The following is a 12,508-nucleotide window of genomic DNA, read 5'->3' as shown; positions in this document are numbered from 1 at the left end:
CAATGTCATGCACCTTGTCCAGAAATTTAAACCGGACAGCAGTGGGACAAGCCCGAGGATGACGGCAGGACTACGCATTTTTTACAGCGTTTCAGTTGAGTTCTGACAGGCCATAAACGAGAAAAGCCCCTGTCGGGGCCTTCCAAATCAGCAATTGAAACGAGAGATCAGGCGATTTCGCGCATTTCGCTGGCGGTTTCCGGCTCGCGCAGCACATAGCCGCGGCCCCAGACCGTCTCGATGTAGCTCTGGTTGCCGGAGACGGCGTCGAGCTTCTTGCGCAGCTTGCAGATGAACACGTCGATGATCTTGAGCTCCGGCTCGTCCATGCCGCCATAGAGATGGTTCAGGAACATCTCCTTGGTCAGCGTGGTACCCTTGCGGAGCGAGAGCAGCTCCAGCATCTGGTATTCCTTGCCGGTCAGATGCACGCGCTGGCCGCCGACTTCCACCGTCTTGGCGTCGAGATTGACGACGAGGTCGCCCGTGGTGATGACCGACTGCGCATGGCCCTTGGAGCGGCGGACAATGGCATGGATACGTGCGATCAGCTCATCCTTGTGGAAGGGCTTGGTCATGTAGTCGTCCGCGCCGAAGCCCAGGCCGCGCACCTTGTCCTCGATGCCGGCCATGCCGGAGAGGATAAGGATCGGGGTCTTGACCTTGGAAAGGCGCAGGGTCCGCAGAACCTCATAGCCGGACATGTCCGGCAGGTTCAGGTCGAGCAGGATGATATCGTAATCATACAGCTTGCCGAGATCGACACCCTCTTCTCCGAGGTCCGTCGTATACACATTGAAGCTCTCCGACTTGAGCATCAGCTCGATGCTCTGCGCCGTCGCACTGTCGTCTTCAATCAAAAGGACGCGCATCTTTTTTAATCCTCTTTTCCGCCGCCGAAACAGGTTGATCCCTCAAAGCAGCACACGGAACAGTCGTTGCCTTTATGTGAAGGTTGCCAGCAAATGGTTAACAAAATCTGATTCCGCTTGGCAAGCGGGTTTCGATTTTAATTAAAAATTTGCCGTATTTATATGATTCACCTCGCAAAATCCCGTGTGAAAAATTTTCGTTTTCACATTAAGAACCTTCCTTAAGTGACTCATTCGACTCAGTGTTTTTATGTTGCTGGAAAGCCACACCGGATTTACCGAGCCTTAAGTCCTAACGCCTATGATTAATGCTGCTCGTAAAGAAAAGGTTACCGAACGGGCGAACCTTTAATTTTTTGTTGCGCTTCGGATGGGTGATTCTGATGCGCGGCGGGAGAGCGCTTCGAAACGTGAAACCCTTGGCCGGTTCCGTTTCGGGTCGAATTTTTAAAGCCTTCGAACGGCTCGTTGGGCGTTCCGAGGTTCCGGTGTTCAAGGAGTATTGCGTATGAAACCGCGTGAGAGCCTCGTGAGGCTTAAACTGTTCCAGGTGAAGGAGAAGCGCCGGCAGCTCGGCCAGCTCGATCTAATGATGGGCGAATTCGAGCGCATGGCTGGCGAACTCGACGCGCAAATCCAATCGGAAGAAAGGAAGGCGGGCATTACCGACATGTCGCACTTCGCCTATCCGACCTTTGCGAAGGCCGCCCGCCAGCGCCGCGACAACCTGTTCGTCTCGATCCGTGATCTGCAGGCCCAGAAGGAAGCCGCCGAGGCGGCCCTCGCTGAAGCCGAAGCGGAACTCGCGAAGGCGGAAGCACTGGAGAACCGCGACGGCAAGCCCCGCGACGTGGAAGAACGTCCGGCAACGGTCGACCGGCGTGCGATGATCGGCTGAGTATATCCCTCCCCCTTGCGGGGAGGGTGGCCCGTAGGGTCGGGTGGGGGTGGTGACGCTTGCGCCATCGCCTTGAGCAAAAGCGAAAACGTCACCACCCCCATCCGCCCGCTAACGCGGGCACCTTCCCCGCAAGGGGGAAGGAGGGGGCGTCACCGCTCCTGCAAAACGTCGCTCCAGTCGGGATGACGCGTGAATTGCACGCGCATGAAGGAGCACAGCGGCAGGATTTTCCAGCCATTTTTCCGCGCATCCTCCACCGCATGGACCGCCAGGGCCTGCGCTATGCCCTGGCCGCGCAACGCGTCGGGCACGCCGGTATGGTCCACGATGATGAGCCCGGCATTGACCCGCGAATAGGTCATCTCCGCCACGTGGCTTCCGATTTCCGCCACATAACGGCCGCCTGAGCCGGTTTCTTCCTTGCGGATCGTCATCTTTTCGCTCACGGCGACCTCCATTTTTCCTGGGAATCTATAGCCAAAACCAAAAATGGCCAGCCCAAAGGCCAGCCATCTGGTAATCATGGATATAAATCTATGATTAATAGCAATATTTAATGACGATATTGCTGGATTCGGGTCGTCCGAAGACCTGCGAGACCATGCTCGTCGATCGAGGATTGCCAGGATAGAAATTCCTCCACCGTCAACGTGTAACGCTGGCATGCTTCCTCAAGGCTGAGCAGGCCGCCGCGAACAGCGGCGACAACCTCGGCCTTGCGGCGTATGACCCAGCGCCGCGTATTGGCGGGGGGGAGATCGGCAATGGTCAGCGGGCTGCCATCGGGGCCGATAACGTATTTAACTCGTGGTCTTACCAGATCGGTCATTGTACTCTCTACACAACACTCAAGGACCTAATCGCCGATCACGATAAACACACAGCTTTAAAAATTGGCTAAGCACCCGGTAAGATACTGGTAACGAAACACTTTTCGTATCTTAATCTTTTTTTATTCAATTGCGGGCGGTTATATAAACTCGGATAGTTGCGCGCCGGCTCCTCGCGGGATATCGATGTCGCAAATGAACACGGCATCTTGGCAAACCGCCCGCATTCGGCCTATATACAGACATTATTATCGACTGAAGAAAACAGTGGGCACAGGCCCACGGACCGGTCCGCTCATGAAACTCAACAGCCTCGATCTGCCGGGAAAGCCGGAAGAAACCCGTATCGTCGTCGCCATGTCGGGCGGTGTCGATTCCTCCGTCGTGGCAGGAATCCTGAAACGCGAGGGTTATGACGTCGTCGGCGTGACGCTGCAGCTTTACGACCATGGCGCGGCGGTGCATCGCGCCGGCTCCTGCTGCGCGGGGCAGGATATCGAGGATGCGCGGCGTGTCTGCGAAGCCTTGAGCATTCCGCATTATGTGCTCGATTACGAAAAGCGTTTCCGCGAGGCGGTGATCGATCCGTTCGCTAACAGCTATGTCAGCGGCGAAACGCCGATTCCCTGCGTTTCCTGCAACCAGACGGTCAAGTTCGCCGACCTCCTGCAGACGGCGCAGGATCTGGGCGCGGCGGCGCTCGCCACCGGACATTATATCCGCAGCCATGCCAATGGGGCGCATCGCGCGCTCTATCGCCCTGTCGATACGGACCGTGACCAGAGCTATTTTCTTTTCGCGACCACGCAGGAGCAGATCGATTATCTGCGTTTCCCGCTGGGACATCTGCCGAAGGCGCAGGTGCGCGAAATCGCCGAGGAGATGGGGCTGGTCGTGGCGAAGAAGCAGGACAGCCAGGACATATGCTTCGTGCCGCAGGGCAAATATTCCGACATCATCGCCAAGCTGAAGCCGGAGGCGGCCAATCCCGGCGAGATCGTGCATATGGACGGGCGGGTGCTTGGGTCTCACGAGGGCATCGTGCATTACACCATCGGCCAGCGCCGCGGCATCGGCGTGGCGACGGGCGAGCCGCTCTATGTGGTGCATCTCGACGCCGCGCAGGCGCGCGTGATCGTCGGCCCGCGCGAGGCGCTGGAGACGCACAAGGTCTATCTTCGGAACGTCAACTGGCTGGGCGACGGAGCGCTGGAGGATATTCCGGCATCCGGTTTCGAGGTCTATGCCAAGGTTCGCTCCACGCGCCCGCCACGCCCGGCGGTGCTGCACCACGCCAATGGTGAAACCTGGGTGGAACTGGTGGACGGCGAAAGCGGCATCGCGCCGGGCCAGGCCTGCGTGCTTTATTCCGACGACACCAATGCCGCCCGCGTCTACGGCGGCGGCTTCATCGGTCGCTCCGAGCGCTCGCACCAGGCAGAGGAGATGCTGCGGCGGCTGACACAGGCGGCGTAAGGTGGCTTGATAGGCCAAGGGGATATTGACAATTCAATGCAGGCCTATAGATTTTTCAGTGGCCTGTGCAGCCTGCCGCTCGCCCCTATTGGTTGGTGAATGCACTTAAGGGTACCCACTTCGACCTCCAACTTCCGGAGCAGTCGGTCAGCAACGCGAGCACTGACATGAGACTGCCGACAAGGAATTTGGAATGTTCAATACCCTCAGCATTAAAGGCATGGCGAAGATCCTGCGACACGCTCTGCGTGATCGTCAAATCGAACTCTCTCATGGCGAGTGCCTGGAGGTCATCTCCAAGCTGTTCGGTCTGAAAGATTGGAACGCGCTTGCCGCGGCCATCGGGCAGAAAACGGCAGACAAACCACTATTCTTTGCGCCTGTCGGCGAAGAAATGAAGCTCCACAGGGCGACGCAAAAGCTGGATGTGAATGACACTGATCTCTCTGGATCCACGTTCAACGATGCGAATCTTTCCGGATCGACATTCAACCAGATCAATTTTTCGGGTGCCCGGTTTAACGACAGCAACATGAGCGGGTGGTACGTCAACGACGTAAATCTCTCAGGAAGCTGTTTTCATAATATAAATTTATCCGGTGCCGAGTTTGCAAATTGCCGGCTGACAGGCGCGACATGGGATGGTGTGCTCTTGGGCGATATGCTTGCGGCCTATAAAGCAGCCCGCAACGCTTGATATCGCTGGCAGCTTCGCGCCATATTCCCCCGACAATTCCATTGCCGGGGGAATCTCATGGATGGCTGGACATTGCACTGGCTGGAAGCGTCAGGCGAACTGGGCGGTTTCCGGGCGGAAATCATCGGGAATTTTGAAGCAGCCCGTCGCCTTTTATCGGCGTTCCTGGCGCCGCCGCGTCTCGATATCCTCGTTCAGCGGCTGACGGGCGAAACCATCCCGGAAATGGGTATCGTCGGCCACGCCTATCGGGGAACGCTGTTCGCGATGACGGTCGACCCGGACAACCTCAATTTCGCGGACAGCCTCGAAAACGGCGCGCTTCAGCGGCAGATTATCCACGAAGTCCATCATTGCATGCGCATGGCGGGGCCTGGCTATGGCTGGACCCTCGGGGAGGCGCTGGTGAGCGAGGGGCTTGCCGGCCAGTTCGTGTGCAAGCTGTTCGGATCGGCGCCGGAGCCGTGGGAGAGGGCAGTGCCGCTGGAACGGCTGCTAAGCAATCCTGTCGATATGAAAAGCTTGAGCGCGAAGGGTTACAATCATCCCGCATGGTTCTTCGGAACCGGCGCGTATCCTCGCTGGCTCGGTTATACCCTGGGATTCGAAATGGTGGGCAACTGGCTGAAAGAAGCGGGCGAAATCGACGCCGGGACTTGGATAACCGTTCCTGCTGCGACTGTGATCGAGGTTGCCGCGAAGAGCGAACTTATCCAGCCCTTCACGGATTGATAACTTCAACAGAAATGAATTTACCTGTTTGAGACAACTCAGGCTTGCATGCGCAAATGTCGCCGGATAGTAGGGCAAAACTACTATTCCGGAGGGGACATGAACTATATATCGACCGCTCAGGGCGCGCCGGTGGAGAGCCGGCTTGAGCAATTCCATTTTACCGGCAAGGCAGGGGAATATTTCGGCGTCTGGATCGTCAATGTGGTGCTGACGATCCTGACGCTTGGCATTTATTCCGCCTGGGCGAAGGTGAGGCGCGAGCGTTATTTTCACGGCAGTACTTTTCTTGCCGGATCGAGCTTCGAATATCACGCAAGCCCGAAGCAGATCCTGATCGGCCGGATTATCGTCTTCGCGCTGTTCCTGGCTTACAACCTCATCGTTACGATCTTTCCCCTTACGGCGGTGGTGTTCTTGCCGCTGTTTCTGATCGCCATGCCGTGGTTTATCGTGCGGGGATTGCGCTTCAATGCCCGGGTGACGAGCTATCGGAATGTCCGGTTCGATTTTGTCGGCGGTTATTGGGGCGCATTCAAAGCGATTTTCCTCGCAAGTCTCGTTGCCGTGATGTCACTCGGGATCATGGCGCCGTTCGCGTCGCGCTGGGCCTGGCGCTATATTCTGGACAATCTGCGGTATGGTGGGCGCCCGTTTGACAGCGATCCGCGTCTTGGCGACCTATACCGACAATGGCTGCTGCCGGCGGCTCTTACCGTCCTCGGCTTCGGGCTCATTCTCGTGCCGGCAGTGCTGTATCGTGATGCTGCAATTGTTCTCCTGGCGAAAAACGTTGCCCCCGACCATATTATCGGAGCGTATTACGCGGCGATCTACGGATGCCTCATAGCGCTCGGCCTGATTTACGTGGTTGCGGGACTTCTTTACCGCGCGGGCGTCCATAATGTCGTGCTGAACGCCACAGTTCTCGACGGGCACCATCGTTTCGTCTCGCATCTGGGACGGGGGCGTTATGCCTGGATCGCCATCACCAATTTCCTTGCAACCATCCTGACCCTTGGGCTGGCCCGCCCCTGGGCGGCGGTGCGCGTGGCGCGCTTTATTGCCGCAGCAGCGGCGATTCAGGTGCGCGGGCCGCTGGAGGATTATCTCAGCACCGTCAGCGATACGGGCACGGCGGTAGGTTCCGAGTTCATGGAAATGGAAGGCATCAGCCTTGGCATCTGACCAGATTGCGGGCGCCTGGTATCCGCCAAAATCCAGCCGCGCTGTGCCCGCCACGCTCGGAGTAAGGGAAGGGCAGGCGGCTGTGACGGGGGAGGCGGACGGGGGGCCTCTTGTCGTGGGCACTCTCGACGGGCTCAATGTTTCGAGCCGCGTCGGCTCCATTCCGCGGCGAATCACTTTTCGGGATGGCAGCCTGTTCGAGACGTCGGACAATGATGCGGTGGACAGCCTGCTTATGGGGCACGGAGGGCTCACCGTTCGCGCCATATATGAGCTCGAGCGATTTCACCTCCGGCTAGTGCTGTTCGTTGGGCTCGCCATCCTGCTTGCGGCTGTCATCTACCGCTATGCGGTGCCTGCCATGGTCGAGGTGGCCGTCGCGCTGACGCCGCCTGTGGCGCCTCAATTGATGAGCCGGGGTGTGCTGGCCTCGCTCGACCAGACGGTTTTCTCGCCCTCCAAGGTTGAGGCAGAGCGCCAGAAGCGTATATCGGAAGATTTCCGCTCGCTTGCGACCCTTACGGAGAAGGGCGTGGATGGCTACAGCCTGCAATTCCGCCAGGGCGGCATTATCGGGCCGAACGCCCTGGCATTGCCTGATGGAACGATCATTGTGACGGACGAACTGATGGCGCTGGCCGACGACGAGACGGTGCTGGGGGTGCTTGGTCATGAAATTGGCCATGTGGTGCACGAGCATTCGCTGCGCCGACTCTACCGGGCGGCAGGGGTTTCGGCGCTGATCATGCTGATCGGCGGTGATATCGGCTCCGGTATGGAAGACGTGCTGATGCAGGGCTCGGCGCTTCTGACCCTTTCCTATTCGCGCGAACAGGAAACAGACGCTGACCGCTACAGCGTCGAGCTTATGGCCAGGGCCGGGCGCGACCCAGCCGCCATCGTCCGCTTCTTCGAGATCATGCGCGACAGGCTTGGCGATGAGGGGCCACAGAATTTCCTTTCCACCCATCCGGCCACCGTTGACCGTATAGAGAAAGCGCGCCGCTATGTGGGGGAAATCGGGAATTAATCACCCAAACCGGCTGAAGCGGGAGAGAGCGATGCCGGAGGCGGTGGCGACGTTGAGGCTGTCGAACTGCGCTGACATGGGGATGCGGGCGGTGTTCAGCCGTTCGAGCAATGGCTTCGGCCTTGCGGTAGAGCGGGTCGCAACAGGTTTCGTCCTTCAGCACGCAATCGGCCTCGAAAGCGATGGCGGCTGACGCAGGCGGTCTGAGCGCTCGGGTGGGGAAACGCCTTGCGAAACCAGCGCCGCTGACGCTCGATAGTTCAGTCACCACCGAAGCATTTCATTCCGGTTCCCGCTAAAGGAAGAGGGTAGAACCACTTCAGCGGGAACAGGATATGAAGACAGCCAACACGAGCACGGCAACGGAACTGGCGTTGCTGCTGACGCTCTCGACGCTTTGGGGCGCGTCCTATACCTTCATCAAGATCGGCGTTGAAACCATACCGCCGATCACATTGATTGCTGTACGTACGCTGATCGCGGGTATCGTTCTCGTTGCTATCATTCGGCTCCGTGGGCGGAAACTTCCGAATGACCGCCGAATCTGGGTACGCTTCCTGTTCCAGGCTTGCCTCAATAGCGTTGTTCCCTTTACGCTGATTGCGTGGGCCGAGCAGACCGTGGAGGCGGGGCTCGCCGCGATTCTGAATTCCACTACCCCGATTTTTGCCTTCCTCCTGACGGCGCTGATCACGCGTCACGAAACTCTCCCGGCTCGCAGACTGTTCGGCGTTGTGGCGGGGTTGGCCGGAACATGCCTTGTTATCGGCATCGGGGCGCTCGACGGCTTCGGGCACGCGCTTTGGGCGCAACTTGCTATCGTCGCCGCGACGATCTGCTATGCCGGGGCCGCAATCTTCGGCAAGAATTTTGGGGGGCTCGATCCGATGATGCCCGCCGCCGGCTCATTGATCTGCGGCGCGATGATCCTTATCCCCGCCAGCCTTATAATCGATCACCCGTGGACATTGGCTCCAAGCCTCGAATCCGTTTTGGCGCTCCTTGCGCTTTCCATCTTTTCGACCGCGTTGGCCTTCGTGATCTATTTCCGGCTGGTTCAGACGCTCGGCTCGGTCGGAACGACGGCGCAAGCCTATCTCCGGGTTCCCATTGGTGTTCTGATCGGCGTCCTGTTCCTTGGAGAAACGCTTTCATCGACGGCTTGGCTTGGGCTGATATGCATAATGGCCGGCGTTGTTGCCATGACGCTGCCGCACCGAAAGTACGGATGAGCATTGCATTCAGGGGAACCAAAAACGCTCGATCACCCAAACCGGCTGAAGCGGGAGAGGGCGATGCCGGAGGCGGTGGCGACGTTGAGGCTGTCGAACTGCGCCGACATGGGGATGCGGGCGGTGTTGAGCCGTTCGAGCAGCGGCTTCGGCAGGCCTTCGCCTTCGGTTCCCATCAGCAATGCCTGCCGCGGGGCAGGGGGCACTTCATAGATGCTGCGCGCGCCCGAAGGACTCAGCGCCCATATCTCGAACTTTTCTTCAACCAGCGCGGCGATGATGTCATCGATCGAGCCGTGCCTGATATAGGGAACCTTGAGCGTGGCGCCCACCGAAACCCGGATTGCCTTGCGGTAGAGCGGGTCGCAGCATGTTTCGTCCATCAGCACGCACCCGGACTCGAAGGCGGCGGCGTTGCGGAAGATCGAGCCGACATTGTCATGGTTGGAGATGCCGCAGAGAACGGCGACGAGCGCCCGTTCCGGCAGGGCCGCGAGCAGTTCCGCGGGGGAGGGGATCGCCTTGCGTCGGCCCACCGCCAATATGCCGCGATGGACATGGAAGCCGGAAATCCGGTCCATGACCTCCTGCGGCACGCAATAGACAGGCAGATCCTCCGGGCAATTGCGCAATTGCTCCTCCAGGCCGCCCAGCCGGTTCTCAACGACGAGAATCGATTCCGCCTCGAACCGTGCAGGCAAATTTGGTCGCAAGTCCGGACGGAAAACCGCTTCACACTTTTCCTGGACTTGCTCCAGAAGCACGTTGAGGACGACCTTGCCCTCCGCGATGAAGCGCTGGCCGCGTCCGACCAGGTCCCGCTCGCGAATATCGCGATAGGGCGCAAGGCGCGGATCGCCGGCATCCTCGATTTTCAGAACACGCACGTGGGGATGAAAGCTGTTGTCTGCCTGCATCCATCCTCTTTAGAGCCGCATTTCAGCGACGCCAAGCGATTCTCTATCCTGTAAGAAATCTCGGCGTCCGTGGCTGCCGCGTCATTGCCGAATCGACTCGGCTGCGGACCTCGAATTCTCGTAAAGGCCGTCGAGCGTGGCGAGCATCTGCTCGATGCGATGTGACGACACCATATAATAAATCGTCTGCGCGTCACGGCGCGTCGTAACCAGATTGAGCGCCCGCAATTTCGCGAGATGCTGGGAAAGCGCCGACTGGCTGAGATTGACGGTCTTGGCCAGATGGCCCACCGACATCTCGTTCTTCAGCAATTCGCACAAGATAAGCAAACGCTTGTTATTGGCCAGGGCGGAAAGAAAGCCCGCCGCCTGATCAGCGTTTGCAACCAAATCCGCATAATATCTCTCGGATCTCATAAAGCCGTCCTACCCCCGTATGACTGCATGAAGTGTTGCTTGATAAGCGATTGCCGCGAAGCTTGTACACAACTAACGATAGAATTTTCAGTTGCAAGAGCCTAACACGACAAATCCCAATAATTTACTCACACCTGTCAGGTTGCCCGATCCATATCCCATTCCTCCCGTTCCGCCGTTTTCACGGCTTATAAGACAAAACTGTATCAGAACACAATTATTTTTTGAATAGAACTTTGTGCTTCGAGTCAAGTAGACTTAACAATAAAAGTAATTTTTGAAACATATTGAAACATATTTATGTATCTCCCTGTTTACTACTTCATAACGGATAAAGTTTCCATCGTAGAATGCGAGAGGTTTCTCACCTGCCCTCCTGCCGCTGTTCAGATTTTATTAACCGGCGTAGGGGCAATCATCGGTGATGTGAGTCCCAAATTTTCGCTCCCAATTGGTTTGGTAGAAATTTTTTCCACAGGTTACCCTTACGTCAACTGCAAATTTGTCACTTTCTTTCAATAATTGGGCTTGCAAAGAGTCGCGTCAGGAGCTTCCATGGGGCCAAGCTGCGGGCAAGGGGTGTCCGCGGCGCTAGTACCTCTTGGAGGCGGAAGATGAAAACTTACAAAAAAATACTGGCTGCGACGGCGATTTCGCTGTTGATGGCCGGGGGCGCATCGGCCAAGACGTTCGTCTATTGCTCGCCGGCCTCGCCGGAAGGCTTCGACCCGGCGGCCTACACCGGCGGCGACACCTTCGACGCGTCGGCCCATCCGGTTTACAACCGTCTTGCCGAATTCGAAAACGGAACGACGAAGGTCGTGCCGGGCCTTGCCGAGAGCTGGGAAGTCTCCAAGGACGGTCTCGAATACACCTTCCACCTGCGCAAGGGCGTGAAGTTCCATTCGAGCGAGCGTTTCACGCCGACCCGCGATTTCAACGCGGATGACGTGATCTTCTCCTTCGACCGCATGCGCAACAAGGATAATCCCTGGCACGCCTATACCGCCGGGATCACCTATGAATATTTCGACAGCATGGAGATGGGCACGCTGATCAAGGATATCGTCAAGGTCGACGATAACACGGTCAAGTTCGTGCTGAACCGCCCCGAGGCGCCGTTCCTCGCCAACATCTCGATGCCGTTCGCTTCGATCATTTCGAAGGAATACACCGACAAGCTCGCTGCCGAAGGCAAGCAGAGCGACCTCAACCAGTATCCGGTCGGCACCGGTCCGTTCCAGTTTGTCGCCTATCAGAAGGACGCTGTCGTCCGCTTCAAGGCCAACGACAATTACTGGGGCAACCGCCCGAAGATCGACGATCTGGTTTTCGCGATCACGACCGATCCGGCCGTGCGCGCCGAGAAGCTGAAGGCTGGCGAGTGTCATTTGATGTCCTATCCGGCTCCGGCCGACATCAAGGGCCTGCAGGCCAACCCCAACCTGAAGGTTGACGAGCAGGCCGGCCTCAACGTGGCTTACTTCGCGTACAACACGCTGAAGGCTCCGTATGACAAGCCGGAAGTGCGCAAGGCGCTCAACATGGCGCTCAACAAGCAGGCTATCGTCGACGCCGTGTTCCAGGGCCAGGGCCAGGTTGCCAAGAACCCGATCCCGCCGACGATGTGGGGCTATAACGATGCCGTCAAGGACGATCCGTACGATCCGGAAGCGGCCAAGAAGGCGCTCGAGGCTGCCGGCGTCAAGGACCTCAAGATGAATATCTGGGCGATGCCCGTGAGCCGTCCTTACATGCCGAACGCCCGCCGCGCCGCGGAACTGATGCAGTCGGACTTCGCCAAGATCGGCGTCAAGGCCGAGATCGTGTCGATGGAATGGGGTGAATACCTCAAGAAGTCGTCCGAGAAGGACCGCGACGGCAACGTGATCATGGGCTGGACCGGCGACAATGGCGATCCGGACAACTTCCTCGGTACGCTCCTCGGCTGCGCCGGCGTCGGCAACAACAACCGTGCGCAATGGTGCTACAAGCCGTTCGACGATCTGATCCAGAAGGCCAAGGTCACCTCCGACCAGGCCGAGCGCGCGAAGCTCTATGAAGAGGCTCAGGTCATCTTCAAGGAACAGGCGCCTTGGGCGACGCTCGCTCACTCGACGGTCTTCGTGCCGATGTCAAAGAAGGTCACCGGCTTCAAGCAGAGCCCGCTTGGTGACTACGTCTTCGACGGCGTCGACATCTCCGAGTAATTGTAC

Annotated in this window: 13 protein-coding genes and 1 pseudogene; 8 read left to right on the top strand and 6 right to left on the bottom strand. The window is 58.1% G+C overall.

Translation table 11 applies throughout. From position 1 onward, the window contains the following. Nucleotides 1–167: 167 nt before the first annotated feature. Nucleotides 168–872: a response regulator transcription factor CtrA gene (ctrA, locus tag IEX53_RS18540; RefSeq protein WP_188825664.1), complete on the bottom strand. Its 705-nt coding sequence runs from the start codon at nt 870–872 to the stop codon at nt 168–170. A 508-nt stretch (nt 873–1,380) separates the two neighbouring features. On the opposite strand from ctrA, the gene IEX53_RS18535 reads away from it, so the two are divergent. Continuing rightward, the gene (locus tag IEX53_RS18535; protein ID WP_188825663.1) at nt 1,381–1,770 is read left to right on the top strand and encodes a flagellar export protein FliJ; all 390 of its coding nucleotides are present in this window, start codon (nt 1,381–1,383) and stop codon (nt 1,768–1,770) included. A gap of 152 nt (nt 1,771–1,922) precedes the next feature. On the opposite strand, the gene IEX53_RS18530 is transcribed toward IEX53_RS18535, so the two are convergent. Both IEX53_RS18530 and sciP read right to left on the bottom strand, forming a co-directional pair. Then, nucleotides 1,923–2,207, bottom strand: coding sequence for a GNAT family N-acetyltransferase (locus IEX53_RS18530; protein WP_188825674.1), 285 nt, complete (start codon nt 2,205–2,207; stop codon nt 1,923–1,925). A 119-nt stretch (nt 2,208–2,326) separates the two neighbouring features. Further along, a complete protein-coding gene (sciP, locus tag IEX53_RS18525) occupies nt 2,327–2,602 on the bottom strand; it encodes a CtrA inhibitor SciP (protein ID WP_068882250.1) in 276 nt (91 codons plus the stop codon). 298 nt (nt 2,603–2,900) lie between these two features. On the opposite strand from sciP, the gene mnmA reads away from it, so the two are divergent. The 5 genes from mnmA to IEX53_RS18500 all read left to right on the top strand — a co-directional run bounded on the left by mnmA (nt 2,901) and on the right by IEX53_RS18500 (nt 7,726). After that, nucleotides 2,901–4,079: a tRNA 2-thiouridine(34) synthase MnmA gene (mnmA, locus tag IEX53_RS18520; protein ID WP_188825662.1), complete on the top strand. Its 1,179-nt coding sequence runs from the start codon at nt 2,901–2,903 to the stop codon at nt 4,077–4,079. 193 nt (nt 4,080–4,272) lie between these two features. Further along, nucleotides 4,273–4,776, top strand: a complete 504-nt coding sequence (locus IEX53_RS23985) for a pentapeptide repeat-containing protein (protein WP_236016266.1) — start codon at nt 4,273–4,275, stop codon at nt 4,774–4,776. 57 nt (nt 4,777–4,833) lie between these two features. Beyond that, a complete protein-coding gene (locus tag IEX53_RS18510) occupies nt 4,834–5,508 on the top strand; it encodes a DUF2268 domain-containing putative Zn-dependent protease (protein ID WP_188825661.1) in 675 nt (224 codons plus the stop codon). Between the two features lie 99 nt (nt 5,509–5,607). After that, nucleotides 5,608–6,696 (top strand): YjgN family protein, encoded by a 1,089-nt coding sequence (locus IEX53_RS18505; RefSeq protein ID WP_188825660.1) that lies wholly within the window; start codon nt 5,608–5,610, stop codon nt 6,694–6,696. Continuing rightward, entirely contained in the window at nt 6,686–7,726 is a 1,041-nt protein-coding gene (locus tag IEX53_RS18500) for a M48 family metallopeptidase (RefSeq protein ID WP_188825659.1), read from the top strand. The genes IEX53_RS18505 and IEX53_RS18500 overlap by 11 nt, the downstream gene beginning before the upstream one ends. Here the strand turns inward: IEX53_RS18500 and IEX53_RS18495 are convergent. Next, nucleotides 7,727–7,913 (bottom strand): annotated as a pseudogene (locus IEX53_RS18495) (TrmH family RNA methyltransferase); the annotation flags it as partial. It lies immediately after the preceding gene. 148 nt (nt 7,914–8,061) lie between these two features. Between IEX53_RS18495 and IEX53_RS18490 the strand changes: the two are divergent. After that, nucleotides 8,062–8,958, top strand: a complete 897-nt coding sequence (locus tag IEX53_RS18490; RefSeq protein ID WP_188825658.1) for a DMT family transporter — start codon at nt 8,062–8,064, stop codon at nt 8,956–8,958. A gap of 32 nt (nt 8,959–8,990) precedes the next feature. Here the strand turns inward: IEX53_RS18490 and IEX53_RS18485 are convergent, their stop codons facing one another. Beyond that, nucleotides 8,991–9,875: a TrmH family RNA methyltransferase gene (locus IEX53_RS18485; RefSeq protein WP_188825657.1), complete on the bottom strand. Its 885-nt coding sequence runs from the start codon at nt 9,873–9,875 to the stop codon at nt 8,991–8,993. Between the two features lie 81 nt (nt 9,876–9,956). Further along, nucleotides 9,957–10,292 carry an ArsR/SmtB family transcription factor gene (locus IEX53_RS18480; protein ID WP_188825656.1) on the bottom strand — a complete coding sequence of 112 codons (336 nt, stop codon included), beginning with the start codon at nt 10,290–10,292 and terminating at the stop codon, nt 9,957–9,959. A 614-nt stretch (nt 10,293–10,906) separates the two neighbouring features. Between IEX53_RS18480 and IEX53_RS18475 the strand changes: the two genes are divergently transcribed. Continuing rightward, nucleotides 10,907–12,502: an ABC transporter substrate-binding protein gene (locus IEX53_RS18475; protein ID WP_188825655.1), complete on the top strand. Its 1,596-nt coding sequence runs from the start codon at nt 10,907–10,909 to the stop codon at nt 12,500–12,502. Nucleotides 12,503–12,508: the final 6 nt, after the last annotated feature.

This window comes from Paramesorhizobium endophyticum (assembly GCF_014640615.1).
In the GTDB taxonomy this organism is placed as follows: Bacteria; Pseudomonadota; Alphaproteobacteria; order Rhizobiales; family Rhizobiaceae; genus Paramesorhizobium; species Paramesorhizobium endophyticum.
Note: the sequence above shows the minus strand (reverse complement) of the source record. Positions and strands in the feature narration are given on the sequence as shown.

Excerpts from the sequence above, each read along its gene's own strand:
- ctrA (WP_188825664.1), bottom strand. The coding sequence starts at position 872 with ATGCGCGTCCTTTTGATTGAAGACGACAGTGCGACGGCGCAGAGCATC.
- IEX53_RS18535 (WP_188825663.1), top strand. The coding sequence starts at position 1,381 with ATGAAACCGCGTGAGAGCCTCGTGAGGCTTAAACTGTTCCAGGTGAAG.
- IEX53_RS18530 (WP_188825674.1), bottom strand. The coding sequence starts at position 2,207 with ATGACGATCCGCAAGGAAGAAACCGGCTCAGGCGGCCGTTATGTGGCG.
- sciP (WP_068882250.1), bottom strand. The coding sequence starts at position 2,602 with ATGACCGATCTGGTAAGACCACGAGTTAAATACGTTATCGGCCCCGAT.
- mnmA (WP_188825662.1), top strand. The coding sequence starts at position 2,901 with ATGAAACTCAACAGCCTCGATCTGCCGGGAAAGCCGGAAGAAACCCGT.
- IEX53_RS23985 (WP_236016266.1), top strand. The coding sequence starts at position 4,273 with ATGTTCAATACCCTCAGCATTAAAGGCATGGCGAAGATCCTGCGACAC.
- IEX53_RS18510 (WP_188825661.1), top strand. The coding sequence starts at position 4,834 with ATGGATGGCTGGACATTGCACTGGCTGGAAGCGTCAGGCGAACTGGGC.
- IEX53_RS18505 (WP_188825660.1), top strand. The coding sequence starts at position 5,608 with ATGAACTATATATCGACCGCTCAGGGCGCGCCGGTGGAGAGCCGGCTT.
- IEX53_RS18490 (WP_188825658.1), top strand. The coding sequence starts at position 8,062 with ATGAAGACAGCCAACACGAGCACGGCAACGGAACTGGCGTTGCTGCTG.
- IEX53_RS18485 (WP_188825657.1), bottom strand. The coding sequence starts at position 9,875 with ATGCAGGCAGACAACAGCTTTCATCCCCACGTGCGTGTTCTGAAAATC.
- IEX53_RS18480 (WP_188825656.1), bottom strand. The coding sequence starts at position 10,292 with ATGAGATCCGAGAGATATTATGCGGATTTGGTTGCAAACGCTGATCAG.
- IEX53_RS18475 (WP_188825655.1), top strand. The coding sequence starts at position 10,907 with ATGAAAACTTACAAAAAAATACTGGCTGCGACGGCGATTTCGCTGTTG.